We start from the raw sequence: 17,654 nt of genomic DNA, 5'->3' as shown, positions 1-17,654 counted from the left end.
AAGACAGGATTACGTTTACAGGGCATAGTCTATCATGGCATACACAATTGCATGATATCCCGCGAGGCTGTGCACAGGAGAGGAAATGGCCGAGATCGACTTTCGCAACAAGATAAACTGGCATCGCCGTTATCGCTCGCCGCAGGGCGTGAAAACCGAACATGAAATCCTGCGTATCTTCGAAAGCGATCGCGGACGCATTATCAATTCCCCCGCCATTCGACGTTTGCAGCAAAAAACGCAGGTCTTTCCACTGGAGCGCAATGCTGCGGTGCGCACGCGCCTGACGCACTCTCTGGAGGTTCAGCAAGTTGGGCGTTATATCGCGAAAGAGATTTTAAGCCGCCTGAAAGAGCAGCGCCTGCTGGAAACGTACGGTCTGGACGAACTGACCGGGCCGTTTGAAAGCATTGTCGAAATGGCCTGCCTGATGCACGACATTGGTAACCCGCCGTTCGGTCACTTTGGCGAAGCGGCGATTAACGACTGGTTTCGCCAGCGCCTGGCACCGGATGATGCGGTTAGCCAGCCGCTCTCTGACGATCGGTGTGAGGTGATTGCTTTACGCCTGAGCGAAGGGGAAGAGAGCCTCAATGCGCTGCGCCGCAAGGTGCGTCATGATTTAAGCCATTTTGAAGGCAATGCCCAGGGCATTCGTATGGTACACACCTTAATGCGCATGAATCTCACCTGGGCGCAGGTCGGCTGTATTTTAAAATATACGCGCCCGGCATGGTGGGTGGGCGAACCGCCGGCTTCACACAATTATTTAATGAAAAAGCCGGGCTATTATTTTTCTGAAGAAGCCTACGTTGAACGGTTACGTAAAGAATTAAATCTCGGTACATATAGCCGCTTTCCATTGACGTGGATAATGGAAGCCGCGGACGATATCTCTTATTGCGTTGCCGATCTGGAAGATGCGGTAGAAAAACGTATTTTCTCGGCAGAGCAACTTTATCAGCATCTTTACGATGCCTGGGGCGCGCACGAAAAAGGGTCTTTATTTGCGCAGGTGGTCGAAAATGCGTGGGAAAAATCGCGCGCTAATTCGATGAGCCGCAGTGCTGAAGATCAGTTCTTTATGTATTTACGCGTCAATACGCTGAATAAACTGGTGCCCTACGCGGCACAACGCTTTATCGATAATCTGCCGCAGATTTTCAACGGCGAATTCAACCATGCGCTGCTGGAAGATGACAGCAGCTTTAGCCAGCTCCTTGAATTATATAAAAACGTCGCCATAAAAGAGGTGTTCAGCCACCCCGACGTTGAGCAACTGGAATTACAGGGCTATCGCGTTATCAGCGGGTTGCTGGACATTTACCGCCCGTTGTTGCAATTAACGCTGGCGGATTTTACCGAGCTGGTGGAAAAAGAGCGGCTGCGACGTCTTCCAATTGAATCGCGCCTGTTTCAGAAACTGTCGACGCGCCACCGGCTGGCCTATGTCGAAGCGGTCAGTAAATTATCGCCCGACGCGGCAGAGTACCCGGTGCTGGAGTATTATCACCGTTGTCGATTAATTCAGGACTATATTAGCGGGATGACGGATTTATATTCATGGGATGAATACCGTCGTTTGATGGCGGTGGAATAATGCCGTTCAATTGTAAAGAACGACAATAAATTTTTACTTTTTCCAGAAGCTTAACGCCGGAACTTCACGCTATAAATCGACTCTGAGTGACACATACACAGCAGTTCGCGTTAATCAGTAATGAGATTGAGAGAGATGAAAAAAACCACGTTAGCAATGAGTGCACTGGCTTTGAGTTTAAGTTTAGCGCTGTCTCCTCTGTCTGCATCCGCAGCGGAAACGGCATCTTCTACCGCCACAACATCGCAGCAAATGCCTAGCCTCGCGCCGATGCTGGAAAAAGTGATGCCGTCGGTCGTCAGCATCAACGTTGAAGGCAGCACCACCGTTAATACGCCGCGCATGCCGCGCAACTTCCAGCAGTTCTTTGGTGATAATTCACCGTTCTGCCAGGACGGTTCGCCGTTCCAGAGCTCACCTTTCTGTCAGGGCGGCGGCATGGACGGGCAGGGCGGCGGCCAGCAGCAGAAATTTATGGCGCTGGGTTCCGGGGTGATTATTGATGCCGCGAAAGGCTATGTTGTCACCAACAACCACGTGGTTGATAACGCCAGTACCATCAAAGTGCAACTGAGCGACGGGCGTAAATTTGACGCCAAAGTGGTGGGTAAAGATCCGCGCTCCGATATCGCACTGATTCAAATTCAGGATCCGAAAAACCTGACCGCCATTAAGCTTGCAGATTCCGATGCATTGCGCGTGGGCGATTACACGGTCGCTATCGGTAACCCGTTTGGCCTGGGTGAAACCGTGACCTCCGGGATTGTCTCTGCGTTGGGCCGTAGCGGTCTGAACGCCGAAAACTATGAAAACTTTATCCAGACCGATGCCGCAATCAACCGCGGTAACTCCGGCGGTGCACTGGTGAACCTGAACGGTGAACTGATTGGTATCAACACCGCCATTCTCGCGCCGGACGGCGGCAACATCGGTATCGGTTTCGCTATCCCAAGTAATATGGTGAAAAACCTCACTGGGCAGATGGTGCAGTACGGCCAGGTGCGCCGCGGTGAACTGGGTATTATGGGGACCGAGCTGAACTCTGAGCTGGCAAAAGCGATGAAAGTGGATGCTCAGCGCGGCGCATTCGTTAGCCAGGTGATGCCAAATTCCGCTGCGGCGAAAGCCGGTGTGAAAGCGGGTGACGTGATTACCTCGCTGAACGGTAAACCGGTTAGCAGTTTTGCGGCGCTGCGCGCAGAAGTCGGTTCAATGCCGATCGGCAGCAAAGTCGCGCTGGGTATGCTGCGCGATGGCAAACCGGTGAATATCACCCTGGAGTTGCAACAAAGCAGCCAGAACCAGGTAGAATCCAGCACCATTTTCAGCGGTATCGAAGGGGCTGAAATGAGTAACAAAGGCAAAGAGGGCGGCGTGGTGGTTAACGCGGTGAAACCGAATACCCCGGCGGCGCAAATTGGCCTGAAAAAAGGTGATGTGATTGTCGGTGCTAACCAGCAGCCGGTGAAAAACATTGCTGAACTGCGCAAAATCCTCGACAGCAAACCTTCGGTGCTAGCGTTGAACATTCAGCGTGGCGACACGTCAATCTACTTGCTGATGCAGTAATTACCCGCGAATCCCTCTTCCCGGTGCAGGGAAGAGGGTTCTCCCGCATTTTGTGAGGCTTCCCACAACTTCATACTTCTCGCCGCGGCTTTGTGCATCCGCACAATGCGTGTAAGAACTTTCTCCCATATGCTTGGGCTCTGCACAGGGGAGGGTTACATGGCTGGCTGGCATCTTGATACCAAAATGGCACAGGATATCGTGGCGCGCACGATGCGCATTATCGATACAAACATTAACGTGATGGATGCACGTGGCCGCATCATTGGCAGCGGCGATCGCGAACGAATTGGGGAATTGCACGAAGGTGCGCTGCTGGTACTTTCCCAGGGACGCGTGGTCGATATCGATGATGCGGTGGCGCGTCATCTGCACGGCGTGCGCCAGGGGATCAACCTGCCACTGCGTCTGGAAGGGGAAATTGTTGGCGTTATTGGCCTGACGGGTGAACCGGAAACATTGCGCAAATATGGCGAACTGGTTTGCATGACCGCCGAAATGATGCTCGAACAGTCCCGCCTGATGCATTTACTGGCACAGGACAGCCGTCTGCGTGAAGAGCTGGTAATGAACCTGATTCAGGCCGAAGAGCATACGCCCGCGCTGACCGAATGGGCGCAGCGTTTGGGGATCGATTTAAACCAGCCGCGCGTGGTCGCGGTGGTGGAAGTGGACAGCGGTCAGTTGGGTGTGGATAGCGCAATGGCTGAGTTGCAGCAGTTGCAAAACGCCCTGACCACGCCAGAGCGTAATAACCTGATTGCTATTGTCTCGCTGACCGAGATGGTGGTGCTAAAACCTGCTCTTAATCAGTTTGGCCGCTGGGATGCAGAAGATCATCGTAAGCGCGTGGAGCAACTGATCACCCGCATGAAAGAGAATGGTCAACTGCGTTTTCGCGTGGCGCTGGGCAACTATTTTACCGGCCCGGGCAGTATTGCGCGTTCCTACCGTACGGCACGCACCACCATGATGGTGGGTAAGCAGCGTATGCCGGAAAGCCGTAGCTATTTTTATCAGGATTTAATGTTGCCGGTGTTGCTCGACAGCCTGCGCGGTGGCTGGCAGGCTAATGAGTTAGCTCGCCCGTTGTCGCGCCTGAAAGCGATGGATAATAACGGTCTGTTGCGCCGAACTCTGGCGGCCTGGTTTCGCCATAATGTGCAACCGCTGGCAACGTCAAAAGCGCTGTTTATTCACCGTAATACGCTGGAGTATCGCCTGAACCGGATCTCGGAATTGACGGGGCTGGATTTGGGGAATTTCGACGACAGGCTGCTGCTGTATGTGGCGCTACAGTTGGATGAACAGCATTGATTTAATGCGCTTTTGCCGGGTTGGCGGCTTCGCTTATCCGGCCCACGAATCTGCGAAGCGCCATCAGGCATAACACGATTATTTTCCGCGCGTCAGTTTCTCAAGATCGGATTCGATTTCGCTGATCTTGTTGGTCACCACGCTTTCAAGATGGCGCAGATCGTCAAGGATCTTACGTTTCAGATCAACTTCAGTGCGATCGCGCTGACAGATTTGGTCAAGCTCATCAATCACGTAGCGCAGATTAGGGCTGATCTCCTGCACTTCTTTATACCCTTGCCCAATGCCGTCGGCGACAACGGTTTTACGCTGACGCGGGTATTTGAATTTGACGCTCTTGGCAAAAAACTCGCCTTTATCCTTATGAAAATAGATTTTCAGGATATCGTTATTGGCTTCCTGGCGGAGGCTATAGCGATCGATTTCATCGGGATTGGTAATGCCTAAACTTTTCAGATTATCGTACATAGCGGTACCCTTAAGCTCAACATAACCTATGAATAATTAACGAAAAAATCTATTTTCGCCACTGCCAGATGCAAAAAAGGCGGGATATATCACCCTCTCCCAAACAGGGAGAGGGAAAAGGCTTAGTCGATGGTACGCAGCAGCTCGTTGATGCCTACTTTTCCGCGCGTTTTCGCATCCACTTTTTTCACGATAACGGCACAGTACAGGCTGTATTTACCGTCTTTTGACGGCAGGTTGCCGGAAACCACCACCGAGCCTGCCGGTACGCGACCGTAATGCACTTCACCGGTTTCGCGATCGTAAATGCGGGTGCTCTGGCCGATATACACGCCCATCGAAATCACAGAACCCTCTTCAACGATCACGCCTTCAACCACTTCAGAACGTGCACCGATGAAACAGTTATCTTCAATAATAGTCGGATTTGCCTGTAATGGTTCCAGTACACCACCAATACCTACGCCGCCGGAAAGATGAACGTTTTTACCAATCTGCGCACAGGAACCGACCGTCGCCCAGGTATCGACCATCGAACCTTCATCAACGTAAGCACCGATATTCACGTAAGAGGGCATCAGTACAGTGTTGCGCGCGATAAATGCGCCCTGGCGCACCGCTGCCGGCGGTACCACGCGGAAGCCTTCTTTCTGGAAACGCGCTTCGTCGTAGTCGGCGAACTTCATTGGCACTTTATCGAAGTAGCGGCTTTCCGCACCGTCGATAACGTGGTTATCGTTAATGCGGAAAGAGAGCAGAACCGCTTTCTTCAGCCACTGGTGGGTGACCCACTGGCCGTCAATTTTTTCTGCGACACGCAGTGCGCCTGAATCAAGCAGGGCGATAACCTGATTTACTGCTTCACGGGTTACGGTATCTGCATTTGCCGGGGTGATCTCTGCGCGGCGCTCGAAAGCGGCTTCAATAACGTTCTGTAACTGCTGCATTGTTTAACTCTTTCCATCTTGTGTAAAAAAAGAATCACCCTTTATCGTTTGGATTGAGGGCCTCTGTCAACCGTTGTTGCACCTCCTTTTGCAGCACATTATTAAGGCCACGCCGGTCGGCAGTCGCGATTATGAATAAATCTTCTACTCGCTCACCAATGGTTGTAATTCGTGCCCCATGCAGCGAAATTCCAAGGTCGGCAAAAACCTGGCCGACCCGCGCCAGCAGGCCTGGCTGGTCAAGGGCAATCAATTCGAGGAACGATTTTCTGTCGGTATGTGTCGGCAGGAAGTTCACTTCCGTATCGACGGTAAAATGGCGCAACTTGGCCGGTTGACGGCGCGGCTGCGGTGGCTGCCAGGTGTGCTGAGTGATCGCCTGTTCCAGCCCGAAACAGATCGCATCGTGGCGATCGGCAGAGAGCGGGCTGCCATCCGGCTCCAGCACAATAAAGGTATCCATCGCCATGCCGTCACGAGTGGTAAAAATCTGCGCATCGTGCACGCTGAGATTACGCCGGTCGAGTTCGGCACAAACGGCGGCAAACAAGTAAGGCCTGTCCGGGCTCCAGATAAAGATCTCCGTGCCGCCGCGCGTGGCCTGCGGGCTGAGTAAAATCATTGGCTTACTGAGATCGTGTTGCAGCAGATGCCGGGCATGCCACGCCAGCTGGTTTGGGCTGTGGCGGACAAAGTAATTGGCGCGACAGCGCGCCCAAATCTGATGCAGCCGCTCTTCATCAATATTATCCATGCGCAGTAGTGCCAGCGCCTGCAACTGATGATGACGCACTCGCTCGCGCATATCCGGCGTGTTCTGCATTCCCCGGCGCAGCTGTTTCTCGGTGGCGAAATAGAGTTCGCGCAACAGGCTTTGTTTCCAGCTATTCCACAGCGTTTCGTTGGTGGCACAGATGTCCGCGACCGTCAGGCAAACCAGAAAACGCAGGCGGTTCTCGGTTTGTACCTCTTCGGCGAACTGCTTGATCACTTCAGGATCCTGAATATCGCGGCGCTGGGCGGTGACCGACATCAACAGGTGATGGCGCACCAACCAGGCGACAAGCTGGGTTTCGCGGGAGTTCAGCCCGTGAAGTTCGGCGAATTTCAGCACATCTTGTGCGCCCAGTACCGAGTGATCGCCGCCACGGCCTTTGGCGATATCGTGGAACAGCGCCGCAATCAAAATCAGCTCCGGGTGCGTCAGGCGCGGCCACAGTTCGACACAGAGCGGATGCTTATTGCGCGTCTCTTCTTTGGCGAAACTTTCCAGCTTCAGCAACACGCGAATGGTGTGTTCATCAACGGTATACGCATGGAACAGATCGAACTGCATCTGCCCGACAATATGCGACCACTGCGGCATGTAGGCCCACAGCACGCTGTGGCGGTGCATTGGCAGCAAACCACGGCTGACCGCGCCGGGGTGGCGCAACATGGTGAGGAAAATTGAACGTGCTTCAGCAATATAGCAAAGCGGCTGTGTCAGATGGCGGCGCGCGTGGCGCAGGTGGCGCAGCGTGGTGGAGTAAATGCCGGTAATGGTGCTGTTGCGCACCATAATATAGAACATGCGTAAAATCGCCTGCGGCTCGCGGATAAACAGCGTTTCATCACGCAGGTCGATAAGGGTGCCGCGCAGCTGGAACTCATCATCAATCGGGCGCGGTTTCTCGTCGGTAGTGAGCGCGAGGATCGCTTCATCGAACAGCTGGAGCAGCATCTGATTCAGTTCCGTTACGCGGCGCGTCACGCGAAAGAAATCTTTCATCATATGTTCAACCGGCTGGTTGCCTTCGCCGACATAGTTCAGACGCTGGGCGACGCTTAACTGGCGGTCAAAAAGCAGCCGGTTATCGTAGCGCGTCACTTCCAGGTGCAGGGCGAAACGAATACGCCACAGCAGATGCAGACACTCGTTTAACTCATTGCGCTCGGCTTCGGTGAGAAAACCAAAACCGACCATCTCGTCCAGCGATGTCGCGCCAAAATGGCGGCGGGCAACCCACTGCAAAGTATGGATATCGCGCAGACCGCCGGGGCTGCTTTTAATATCCGGTTCAAGGTTATAACTGGTGCCGTGATAGCGCTGATGGCGCTCGTTTTGCTCCGCCACTTTAGCCGGGAAAAAGGTTTCAGAAGGCCAGAAATCGTCGCTGAAAATATGCTTTTGCAGTTCAAGGAACAACGCGACATCGCCAACCAGCAAACGCGATTCGATAAGGTTGGTGGCGACGGTCAGATCCGACAAACCTTCTTGCAGGCACTCATCGAGCGTGCGCACGCTGTGGCCGACTTCCAGTTTCACATCCCACAATAAGGTGAGTAGTTCACCGATTTTCTGCGCCTGCTCATCAGGCAGTTTCTTACGGCTGAGGATCAGCAAATCAATATCGGATAGCGGATGCAGCTCACCACGACCATAGCCGCCGACCGCGACCAGCGCGGTATCACCGACGTCGCCAAAACCATACTCCAGCCATAAACGCTGCAACAGCTGATCGATAAATTCGGTGCGCGCTTCAATTAATTGTTCGGCAGAAATACCGGCATCAAACACATGGCCCAGCCATTGCTGAAAAGCGTCAATACGCGCTTTTATACTTGCGCAATTGAGGTTGTCTGTCGGCCAAACCCCAGGGTACTCAGGCTGACCGGGAAGGGTGGGTTGTACGCTACTGACAAATTGTTCTGAAGAGATATTGCTCATTATTAGCCACCCTTTAGGCGTGCGGATCCACTGCAAAACAAAGTAAAAGAGATAATCAGAAATGAAAAGTCGTTTATATATATGACCTGAATGTGTCGGGCATAAAAAAACGGCCCGACAGGCGGACCGTTTATAAGCGTGCATGACGCGACGATCAGGCGGCGGTCAGCACGGCCTCAATGGTATCATCTTTACGCAGCGTCAGTATTTCACAGCCGGTTTCAGTGACCACAATGGTGTGCTCATATTGCGCCGACAGGCTGCGGTCTTTGGTTTTCACCGTCCAGCCATCTTTCATTGTGCGAATGCGGTAATCACCGGCGTTTACCATCGGCTCGACAGTAAAGGTCATGCCGGCTTTCAGCACCACGCCGCCGTCATCGGCATCATAGTGCAGCACCTGCGGCTCTTCGTGGAAACCACGGCCAATACCGTGACCGCAATATTCACGCACCACGGAGAAACCTTCGCCTTCAACGTATTTCTGGATCGCGGCACCGAGTGTGCGCAGACGAATACCTGGTTTTACCATGCGCAGCGCAAGGTAGAGGCTTTGCTGGGTTACGCGACACAGGCGTTCACCGAGGATGGTCGGTTTGCCCACGATAAACATTTTGGAGGTGTCGCCGTGGTAATCATCTTTAATGACAGTCACGTCAATGTTTACCACATCGCCATCTTTCAGCCGTTTTTCGTCATCCGGAATGCCGTGGCAGACCACTTCATTAATAGAGATACAGACGGATTTCGGGAAGCCGTGATAGCCAAGGCAAGCCGAGACCGCGTGCTGTTCGTTAACGATGTAGTCATTACAGATGCGGTCGAGTTCGCCTGTGCTGACGCCCGGCTTGATATGCGGTTCGATCATTTCCAGCACTTCGGCTGCAAGACGGCCGGCGACGCGCATTTTTTCGATTTCTTCAGGAGTTTTAATAGAGATAGCCATGGAATGTGCCCATCAGTGTCGAATTTTTCGACTATACCAGGATTAGTGCTGTCAATGGTAACAGTCGGGCAAGCTTTGTGCCAAATTGAGAATCATTAACAGCACACCGCGTCAACAACTATTGGTTTACGGCACTGTTTTATGGTATAAAGCGCGCCGGACTTCCGTTCCTGTTTGGGATGGGAGCCACAAATCTCACTTTGTGTAATAACACACACGTATCGGCACATATTCCGGGGTGCCCTTCGGGGTCGGTAATATGGGATACGTGGAGGCATAACCCCAACTTTTATATAGAGGTTTTAATCATGGCAACTGTTTCCATGCGCGACATGCTCAAGGCTGGTGTTCACTTCGGTCACCAGACCCGTTACTGGAACCCGAAAATGAAGCCGTTCATCTTCGGTGCGCGTAACAAAGTTCACATCATCAACCTTGAGAAAACTGTACCGATGTTCAACGAAGCCCTGGCTGAGCTGAACAAAATTGCTTCTCGCAAAGGCAAAATCCTGATCGTTGGTACTAAACGCGCTGCAAGCGAAGCGGTGAAAGAAGCGGCTCAGAACTGCGATCAGTTCTTCGTGAACCATCGCTGGTTGGGCGGCATGCTGACTAACTGGAAAACTGTTCGTCAGTCCATCAAACGTCTGAAAGACCTGGAAACTCAGTCTCAGGACGGTACCTTCGACAAGCTGACCAAGAAAGAAGCGCTGATGCGCACTCGTGAGCTGGACAAGCTGGAAAACAGCCTGGGCGGTATCAAAGACATGGGCGGTCTGCCGGACGCTCTGTTCGTTATCGACGCTGACCACGAGCACATCGCAATCAAAGAAGCAAACAACCTGGGTATTCCGGTATTTGCTATCGTTGATACCAACTCCGATCCGGACGGCGTTGACTTCGTTATCCCGGGTAACGATGACGCAATCCGTGCTGTTAGCCTGTACCTGAATGCCGTTGCTGCTACCGTACGTGAAGGCCGTTCTTCGGATCTGGCTACTCAGGCGGAAGAAAGCTTCGTAGAAGCTGAGTAATAAGGCACGCTCTTTGAGCCCCTTATTGAGCAGGTAGTACCGAGTTTGGTTAGGGGGCCTGTTTATGGCCCCCTTTTTCACTTTCAAGCCTGTTGGGTTCCTGGAACCAGGCAGGTCATATCTCTCCCGAGGATTAAAGAATGGCTGAAATTACCGCATCCCTGGTAAAAGAGCTGCGCGAACGTACTGGCGCAGGCATGATGGATTGCAAAAAAGCGCTGACTGAAGCGAACGGCGACATCGAGCTGGCGATCGAAAATATGCGTAAATCCGGTGCGATCAAAGCGGCGAAAAAAGCAGGCAACGTTGCTGCTGACGGCGTGATCATCACCAGGATCGATGGCACCTACGGCCTCATTCTGGAAGTTAACTGCCAGACTGACTTCGTTGCGAAAGATGCTGGTTTCCAGGCATTTGCTAACAAAGTTCTGGACGCCGCTATTGCTGGCAAAATCACTGACGTTGAAGTTCTGAAAGCGCAGTTCGAAGAAGAACGCGTTGCACTGGTTGCTAAAATCGGTGAGAACATCAATATCCGTCGCATTGCTTCTCTGGAAGGCGACGTTCTGGGTTCATACCAGCACGGTGCGCGTATCGGTGTTCTGGTTGCGGCTAAAGGCGCTGACCAGGAACTGGTTAAACAGCTGGCAATGCACGTTGCTGCAAGCAAGCCGGAATTCGTAAAACCGGAAGATGTGTCCGCTGAAGTGGTAGAAAAAGAGTACCAGGTTCAGCTGGACATCGCCATGCAGTCTGGCAAGCCGAAAGAAATCGCAGAGAAAATGGTTGAAGGCCGCATGAAGAAATTCACCGGCGAAGTTTCTCTGACCGGCCAGCCTTTCGTTATGGATCCGAGCAAAACTGTTGGCCAGCTGCTGAAAGAGCACAACGCTGACGTGACTGGCTTCATCCGCTTTGAAGTGGGCGAAGGCATCGAGAAGGTTGAGACTGACTTTGCAGCAGAAGTTGCTGCCATGTCCAGGCAGTCTTAATCAATAAAAGGAGCCGCCTGAGGGCGGCTTCTTTTTATGTCCTTCATCTGAAAAACAGCCGATACACTAGTGTTAGCGCTGACAGGCGACGTATCATAGCGCCAGTATTAAACCCGTCCATTTGTTCACAGTCTCAGGAAAGAAACATGGCTACCAATGCAAAACCCATCTACAAACGCATTTTGCTCAAGCTGAGTGGCGAAGCACTCCAGGGATCCGAAGGTTTCGGTATTGACGCAAGCATTCTTGACCGTATGGCGCAGGAAATCAAAGAGCTGGTTGAACTGGGTATTCAGGTTGGTGTGGTCATTGGCGGTGGTAACTTGTTCCGTGGGGCGGGCCTGGCGAAAGCAGGGATGAACCGTGTTGTGGGCGATCACATGGGTATGCTGGCAACGGTAATGAACGGCCTGGCAATGCGTGATGCTCTGCATCGTGCCTATGTGAACGCGCGTCTGATGTCCGCATTCCCGTTAAACGGCGTTTGCGACAACTACAGCTGGGCAGAGGCTATCAGCCTGCTGCGTAACAACCGTGTGGTGATTTTCAGTGCCGGTACCGGTAACCCCTTCTTTACTACCGATTCCGCAGCCTGCCTGCGTGGTATCGAAATCGAAGCCGACGTGGTGCTGAAAGCGACCAAAGTGGATGGCGTGTTTACCGCCGATCCGGTGCTGGATCCGACCGCCACGCTCTGTGAACGACTGACTTATAGCGAAGTGCTTGATAAAGAATTGAAAGTGATGGATCTGGCGGCCTTTACGCTGGCTCGCGACCATAAATTACCGATTCGCGTGTTCAATATGAACAAACCCGGCGCGCTGCGTCGCGTGGTAATGGGCGAAAAAGAAGGCACATTGATTACGGAATAATTCCCGTGAGCAATAAATAAAGGTAAGATTCCGCTTTAATTTATTGAGCAGTTCTGTCTGGCATCTTTACGGTGCCATCAAATGAACGAGGCTATACTTAGCACACTCGCCGTATAGCCTGCCTGCGACAAGATTTCAAGGATCCGTAACGTGATTAGCGATATCAGAAAAGATGCTGAAGTACGCATGGAAAAATGCGTAGAAGCGTTCAAAACTCAAATCAGCAAAGTGCGCACCGGTCGCGCTTCCCCGAGCCTGCTTGATGGCATCGTTGTGGAATATTACGGTACGCCGACGCCGCTGCGTCAGCTGGCCAGCGTTACCGTGGAAGACTCCCGTACGCTGAAAATCAACGTTTTCGATCGCTCTATGAGCCCGGCCGTTGAAAAAGCAATTCTGACCTCCGATCTGGGTCTGAACCCAAGTTCTGCGGGAAGTGATATTCGCGTTCCGCTGCCGGCGCTGACCGAAGAACGTCGTAAAGATCTGATCAAAGTGGTACGTGGCGAAGCTGAACAAGCGCGCGTTGCCGTACGTAACGTTCGTCGTGACGCGAACGACAAAGTGAAAGCGCTGCTGAAAGATAAAGAGATCAGCGAAGATGATGACCGTCGTTCCCAGGATGACGTGCAGAAACTGACCGACGCTGCAATTAAAAAAGTGGATGCGGCGCTGGCGGACAAAGAAGCTGAACTGATGCAGTTCTGATTCTAAAAAAACCGACTAAAACGCCGTCCAGAGAGCCGCGAGAGTGGCTTCGCTGACGGCGTTTTGCTTTTTATACTTGTAACGTTGCGAGCGTTTCATGAAGCATTTAACTCTTCTGGGCTCAACAGGTTCTATAGGTTGCAGCACGCTTGCTGTGGTTCGTCAAAACCCCGATCGTTTTACCGTTACGGCGCTGGTGGCCGGGAAAAATGTTGCCCGCATGGTCGAGCAGTGCCTGGAGTTTTCACCGCGATTTGCGGTGATGGACGATGCCGCCAGCGCGCAGCAGTTGCGACACGCCTTGCAGGAACATGGTAGCCGCACCGAAGTGCTGAGCGGCCAGCAGGCGGCTTGCGAAATGGCCGCGCTCGGCGAGGTTGATCAGGTCATGGCGGCCATTGTTGGCGCAGCCGGTTTGTTACCGACACTTGCCGCCATTCGCGCGGGGAAGACGGTTTTGCTGGCGAACAAAGAGTCGCTGGTGACCTGTGGTCGCTTGTTTATGGAAGCGGTAAAAGAGAGCGGGGCGCAGCTATTGCCTGTCGATAGCGAGCATAACGCGATTTTTCAGAGTTTACCGGAACCAATCCAGCATAACCTGGGGTACGCTGATCTTGAGCAGAATGGCGTTTCATCGATTCTGCTTACCGGGTCAGGTGGCCCGTTTCGGGAGACGCCATTAGCGGATCTGGCTCTGATGACGTCAGATCAGGCATGTCGCCATCCGAACTGGTCAATGGGGCGTAAGATCTCCGTTGATTCCGCCACCATGATGAATAAAGGTCTGGAATACATTGAAGCGCGCTGGTTGTTTAATGCCTCTGCCCGCCAGATGGAAGTGTTGATTCATCCGCAATCGGTGATCCACTCCATGGTGCGTTATCAGGATGGCAGTGTTTTGGCACAACTGGGTGAGCCGGATATGCGTACACCCATCGCACACACCATGGCCTGGCCAGAACGTGTGCCATCTGGTGTCAATGCCCTCGATTTTTGCAAACTGAGTTCGTTGAGTTTTGCTGCTCCCGATTACGATCGTTACCCTTGCCTGAAGCTGGCAATTGATGCTTCCAGCGAGGGGCAGGCGGCAACAACGGCGTTGAATGCGGCTAACGAGGTTTCCGTTTCGGCTTTCCTGGCATCCGCTGTTCGTTTCACGGATATTGCCGCTCTAAATCTGTCTGTACTTGAACAGATGGATTTACGTGAACCACAGAGCATCGACGATGTACTGGCCGTGGATGCACGGGCTCGTGAAATTGCGCAAAAACAAGTGATGCGCCTCGCAAGCTAGTGATATTACGGCCTTGAGTGACGGTGCTATTTGTTAGCGTTGGGCTTCGGTGATATAGTCTGCGCCACTAATTTGCCAGTTTGAATTATGGCGTATTGTGTAAGCCGTGGTTTACGCGGCTTTTTTGCGTGAAGGCTTTTGTATTCCTGAGTACCGCTAAATCCTTTTCAGGGACTAAAACGCGTTATGTTGTCTGCTAACCAACCAATAAGCGAAAGTTTGCCAACGCATGGCTGCCGCCATGTAGCGATAATTATGGATGGCAATGGTCGCTGGGCGAAAAGGCAGGGCAAGCTCCGCGCCTTCGGGCACAGAGCAGGAGCGAAGTCTGTTCGCCGCGCGGTCTCTTTTGCCGCCAACAGTGGTATCGATGCGTTGACGCTTTATGCTTTTAGTAGCGAGAACTGGAATCGTCCGGCGCAAGAAGTTAGCGCGCTGATGGAATTATTTGTGTGGGCGCTGGATAGCGAAGTCAAGAGCCTGCACCGTCATAATGTGCGTTTACGCATTATTGGCGATACCAGTCGTTTTAACGCGCGTTTGCAGGAGAGAATCCGCAAAGCGGAAGCGTTAACCGCCCAGAATACAGGGCTGACGTTGAATATCGCAGCGAACTACGGTGGACGCTGGGATATTGTTCAGGGTGTCAGGCAGTTAGCTGAGCAAGTTCAGGAAGGGCTGTTGCGCCCGGATCAAATAGATGAAGAAACACTGAACAAGCAAGTTTGCATGCATGAGCTGGCGCCCGTTGATTTAGTGATTAGGACTGGTGGGGAACATCGCATAAGTAATTTTTTACTTTGGCAAATTGCCTATGCCGAACTTTACTTTACTGATGTTCTTTGGCCCGATTTTGATGAACAAGACTTTGAAGGTGCGCTGAATGCCTTTGCTAATCGAGAGCGTCGTTTCGGCGGTACCGAGCCAGGTGGCGACAAAGCCTGATGGGGGTTGCTTTTGCTGAAGTATCGCCTGATTTCTGCTTTTGTATTAATTCCCATTGTTATTGCAGTGCTTTTTTTGCTGCCGCCGGTGGGGTTTGCGATTATTACGCTTGCCGTTTGCATGCTCGCCGCATGGGAATGGGGGCAACTGAGCGGTTTTACATCCCGGACACAACGGGTCTGGCTGGCGGTACTTTGTGGGCTTTTGTTAGCGCTGATGCTGTTCACGCTACCGGAATATCATCACAATGCGCACCAGCCTCTGGTCGAGATATCACTCTGGGCTTCGCTGGCCTGGTGGCTTGTCGCGCTGGTGCTGGTGCTGGGCTATCCGGCCTCTGCGGCGCTGTGGCGTAACTCAAAAGTTCTGCGCCTGGTTTTTGGTATTCTGACCATCATCCCTTTTTTCTGGGGTATGCTGGCGCTGCGCGTCTGGCATTACGACGTTAACCCTTACAGCGGCGCGCTGTGGTTACTTTACGTCATGATCCTTGTCTGGGGTGCGGATTCAGGCGCTTACATGTTTGGCAAACTGTTTGGCAAACATAAGCTGGCACCTAAGGTGTCGCCGGGGAAAACCTGGCAGGGTTTTCTGGGTGGTTTGCTGACCGCAGGCGTGATCTCCTGGGGATACGGCACTTGGGCGAACCTTGAGGTTGCGCCGTCCACCCTGCTGATTTGTTCTGTTGTCGCGGCACTGGCGTCGGTGCTGGGTGATTTAACAGAAAGTATGTTCAAACGTGAAGCCGGAATTAAAGATAGTGGTCATCTTATTCCGGGTCATGGCGGTATACTGGATCGCATTGACAGCCTGACAGCGGCAGTTCCTGTATTTGCCTGCCTGTTATTGCTGGTTTTCAGGACGATTTGACGGAAGGTTTTATGCTGAGCATTCTCTGGAATCTGGCGGCGTTCATCATTGCGCTTGGTGTGTTGATCACGGTGCATGAATTTGGCCATTTCTGGGTTGCTCGCCGCTGCGGTATCCGTGTTGAGCGCTTTTCCATCGGATTTGGTAAAGCGCTCTGGCGTCGTACAGACAAACACGACACTGAATTTGTTATCGCCCTTATCCCGCTGGGCGGTTACGTAAAAATGCTGGATGAACGCGTTGAGCCGGTTACACCGGAAATGCGTCACTACGCTTTCAATAATAAAACGGTCGGCCAGCGCGCTGCCGTTATCGCGGCGGGTCCCATCGCCAACTTCATCTTTGCCATCTTTGCTTACTGGCTGGTGTTTATCATCGGTGTCCCTGGCGTTCGCCCGGTTGTTGGTGAAATAACGCCCAACTCCATCGCTGCAAACGCGCAAATTGCACCTGGCACGGAACTTAAAGCCGTTGACGGTATCGAAACGCCTGATTGGGATGCTGTGCGCTTGCAGTTGGTATCAAAAATCGGCGATAGCCAGACGACTGTCAGCGTTGCGCCGTTTGGCAGTAACAATCGTCAGGAAAAAGTGCTGGACCTGCGTCATTGGGCTTTTGCGCCTGACAAGGATGATCCGGTAATGTCATTGGGCATTCGCCCTCGCGCGGCGCAGCTTGAACCAGTGCTTGCAGAGGTTCAGGCGGGGTCCGCAGCCAGTAAAGCAGGTTTGCAAGCTGGCGACAGGATCGTTAAAGTCGATGGTCAGCAGTTAACGCAGTGGATGACATTCGTTACGCTGGTACGGGATAACCCAGGTACATCATTAGCGTTGGAAGTGGAAAGACAAGGGGTTCCCTTATCTTTGACACTGATACCGGATTCAAAACCCGGTAACAAGGCAGAGGGTTTTGCGGGCGTGGTGCCTAAAATTATCCCGCTGCCAGATGAATACAAGACAGTACGCCAGTACGGGCCTTTTAGCGCCATCGCAGAAGCTACGGGTAAAACCTGGCAGTTGATGAAGCTGACGGTCAGTATGTTGGGGAAATTGATCACCGGTGATGTAAAACTGAACAACCTCAGTGGGCCGATCTCGATTGCTCAGGGGGCTGGGATGTCAGCAGAGTTCGGGTTGATTTACTACCTGATGTTCCTCGCTTTGATAAGCGTGAACTTAGGCATCATCAACTTGTTCCCATTACCCGTTCTTGATGGCGGGCATCTGCTGTTTTTAGCGATCGAGAAGCTGAAAGGCGGACCGGTATCCGAGCGAGTTCAAGACTTTAGTTATCGCATTGGCTCTATATTGCTGGTGCTGTTAATGGGGCTTGCACTTTTCAATGATTTCTCTCGCTTGTAAGAGAGTTTGTTAGGAAGAACG

Annotated in this window: 15 protein-coding genes; 11 read left to right on the top strand and 4 right to left on the bottom strand. The window is 52.5% G+C overall.

Annotated elements, in window-relative coordinates:
* Window positions 1-85: 85 nt before the first annotated feature.
* The 3 genes from dgt to cdaR all read left to right on the top strand — a co-directional run bounded on the left by dgt (window position 86) and on the right by cdaR (window position 4,486).
* A complete protein-coding gene (gene dgt, locus Q5705_12455) occupies window positions 86-1,600 on the top strand; it encodes a dGTPase (protein WLI75411.1) in 1,515 nt (504 codons plus the stop codon).
* 135 nt (window positions 1,601-1,735) lie between these two features.
* A complete protein-coding gene (gene degP, locus Q5705_12450; GenBank protein WLI75410.1) occupies window positions 1,736-3,169 on the top strand; it encodes a serine endoprotease DegP in 1,434 nt (477 codons plus the stop codon).
* Between the two features lie 159 nt (window positions 3,170-3,328).
* Window positions 3,329-4,486, top strand: a complete 1,158-nt coding sequence (cdaR, locus tag Q5705_12445; protein ID WLI75409.1) for a DNA-binding transcriptional regulator CdaR — start codon at window positions 3,329-3,331, stop codon at window positions 4,484-4,486.
* Window positions 4,487-4,564: 78 nt separating this feature from the next.
* Here cdaR and Q5705_12440 read toward each other — a convergent pair whose 3' ends face one another.
* The 4 genes from Q5705_12440 to map form a co-directional block, all read right to left on the bottom strand.
* On the bottom strand, window positions 4,565-4,954 hold the full coding sequence (locus Q5705_12440; GenBank protein WLI75408.1) for a DUF3461 family protein: 390 nt from the start codon (window positions 4,952-4,954) through the stop codon (window positions 4,565-4,567).
* A gap of 122 nt (window positions 4,955-5,076) precedes the next feature.
* Entirely contained in the window at window positions 5,077-5,901 is an 825-nt protein-coding gene (gene dapD, locus Q5705_12435) for a 2,3,4,5-tetrahydropyridine-2,6-dicarboxylate N-succinyltransferase (GenBank protein ID WLI75407.1), read from the bottom strand.
* 34 nt (window positions 5,902-5,935) lie between these two features.
* A complete protein-coding gene (gene glnD / locus Q5705_12430) occupies window positions 5,936-8,611 on the bottom strand; it encodes a bifunctional uridylyltransferase/uridylyl-removing protein GlnD (GenBank protein WLI75406.1) in 2,676 nt (891 codons plus the stop codon).
* A gap of 154 nt (window positions 8,612-8,765) precedes the next feature.
* A complete protein-coding gene (gene map / locus Q5705_12425; GenBank protein ID WLI75405.1) occupies window positions 8,766-9,557 on the bottom strand; it encodes a type I methionyl aminopeptidase in 792 nt (263 codons plus the stop codon).
* A gap of 308 nt (window positions 9,558-9,865) precedes the next feature.
* Here map and rpsB point away from each other — a divergent pair, with 308 nt between their 5' ends.
* The 8 genes from rpsB (at window position 9,866) to rseP (ending at window position 17,633) form a co-directional block, all read left to right on the top strand.
* Complete coding sequence (gene rpsB, locus Q5705_12420) at window positions 9,866-10,591, top strand: 30S ribosomal protein S2 (GenBank protein ID WLI75404.1); 726 nt, start codon at window positions 9,866-9,868, stop codon at window positions 10,589-10,591.
* A gap of 140 nt (window positions 10,592-10,731) precedes the next feature.
* Window positions 10,732-11,583, top strand: a complete 852-nt coding sequence (gene tsf / locus Q5705_12415; protein ID WLI75403.1) for a translation elongation factor Ts — start codon at window positions 10,732-10,734, stop codon at window positions 11,581-11,583.
* Between the two features lie 146 nt (window positions 11,584-11,729).
* Window positions 11,730-12,455: a UMP kinase gene (gene pyrH, locus Q5705_12410; GenBank protein ID WLI75402.1), complete on the top strand. Its 726-nt coding sequence runs from the start codon at window positions 11,730-11,732 to the stop codon at window positions 12,453-12,455.
* Window positions 12,456-12,605: 150 nt separating this feature from the next.
* Window positions 12,606-13,163, top strand: coding sequence for a ribosome recycling factor (frr, locus tag Q5705_12405; GenBank protein WLI75401.1), 558 nt, complete (start codon window positions 12,606-12,608; stop codon window positions 13,161-13,163).
* A gap of 97 nt (window positions 13,164-13,260) precedes the next feature.
* Window positions 13,261-14,457 carry a 1-deoxy-D-xylulose-5-phosphate reductoisomerase gene (gene ispC / locus Q5705_12400; GenBank protein ID WLI75400.1) on the top strand — a complete coding sequence of 399 codons (1,197 nt, stop codon included), beginning with the start codon at window positions 13,261-13,263 and terminating at the stop codon, window positions 14,455-14,457.
* 186 nt (window positions 14,458-14,643) lie between these two features.
* Complete coding sequence (gene ispU / locus Q5705_12395) at window positions 14,644-15,402, top strand: (2E,6E)-farnesyl-diphosphate-specific ditrans,polycis-undecaprenyl-diphosphate synthase (GenBank protein WLI75399.1); 759 nt, start codon at window positions 14,644-14,646, stop codon at window positions 15,400-15,402.
* 12 nt (window positions 15,403-15,414) lie between these two features.
* The gene (gene cdsA, locus Q5705_12390; GenBank protein WLI75398.1) at window positions 15,415-16,272 is read left to right on the top strand and encodes a phosphatidate cytidylyltransferase; all 858 of its coding nucleotides are present in this window, start codon (window positions 15,415-15,417) and stop codon (window positions 16,270-16,272) included.
* Window positions 16,273-16,283: 11 nt separating this feature from the next.
* The gene (gene rseP, locus Q5705_12385; GenBank protein WLI75397.1) at window positions 16,284-17,633 is read left to right on the top strand and encodes a sigma E protease regulator RseP; all 1,350 of its coding nucleotides are present in this window, start codon (window positions 16,284-16,286) and stop codon (window positions 17,631-17,633) included.
* Window positions 17,634-17,654: the final 21 nt, after the last annotated feature.

The organism is Kosakonia sp. H02 (assembly GCA_030704225.1).
Classification (GTDB): domain Bacteria; phylum Pseudomonadota; class Gammaproteobacteria; order Enterobacterales; family Enterobacteriaceae; genus Kosakonia.
Note: the sequence above shows the minus strand (reverse complement) of the source record. Positions and strands in the feature narration are given on the sequence as shown.

Bases quoted from the DNA above. Each gene is read 5' to 3' on its own strand.
- degP (WLI75410.1), top strand. From the start codon at position 1,736: ATGAAAAAAACCACGTTAGCAATGAGTGCACTGGCTTTGAGTTTAAGT.
- rpsB (WLI75404.1), top strand. From the start codon at position 9,866: ATGGCAACTGTTTCCATGCGCGACATGCTCAAGGCTGGTGTTCACTTC.
- ispU (WLI75399.1), top strand. From the start codon at position 14,644: ATGTTGTCTGCTAACCAACCAATAAGCGAAAGTTTGCCAACGCATGGC.
- dapD (WLI75407.1), bottom strand. From the start codon at position 5,901: ATGCAGCAGTTACAGAACGTTATTGAAGCCGCTTTCGAGCGCCGCGCA.
- Q5705_12440 (WLI75408.1), bottom strand. From the start codon at position 4,954: ATGTACGATAATCTGAAAAGTTTAGGCATTACCAATCCCGATGAAATC.
- dgt (WLI75411.1), top strand. From the start codon at position 86: ATGGCCGAGATCGACTTTCGCAACAAGATAAACTGGCATCGCCGTTAT.
- cdaR (WLI75409.1), top strand. From the start codon at position 3,329: ATGGCTGGCTGGCATCTTGATACCAAAATGGCACAGGATATCGTGGCG.
- map (WLI75405.1), bottom strand. From the start codon at position 9,557: ATGGCTATCTCTATTAAAACTCCTGAAGAAATCGAAAAAATGCGCGTC.
- rseP (WLI75397.1), top strand. From the start codon at position 16,284: ATGCTGAGCATTCTCTGGAATCTGGCGGCGTTCATCATTGCGCTTGGT.
- pyrH (WLI75402.1), top strand. From the start codon at position 11,730: ATGGCTACCAATGCAAAACCCATCTACAAACGCATTTTGCTCAAGCTG.
- glnD (WLI75406.1), bottom strand. From the start codon at position 8,611: ATGAGCAATATCTCTTCAGAACAATTTGTCAGTAGCGTACAACCCACC.
- tsf (WLI75403.1), top strand. From the start codon at position 10,732: ATGGCTGAAATTACCGCATCCCTGGTAAAAGAGCTGCGCGAACGTACT.
- ispC (WLI75400.1), top strand. From the start codon at position 13,261: ATGAAGCATTTAACTCTTCTGGGCTCAACAGGTTCTATAGGTTGCAGC.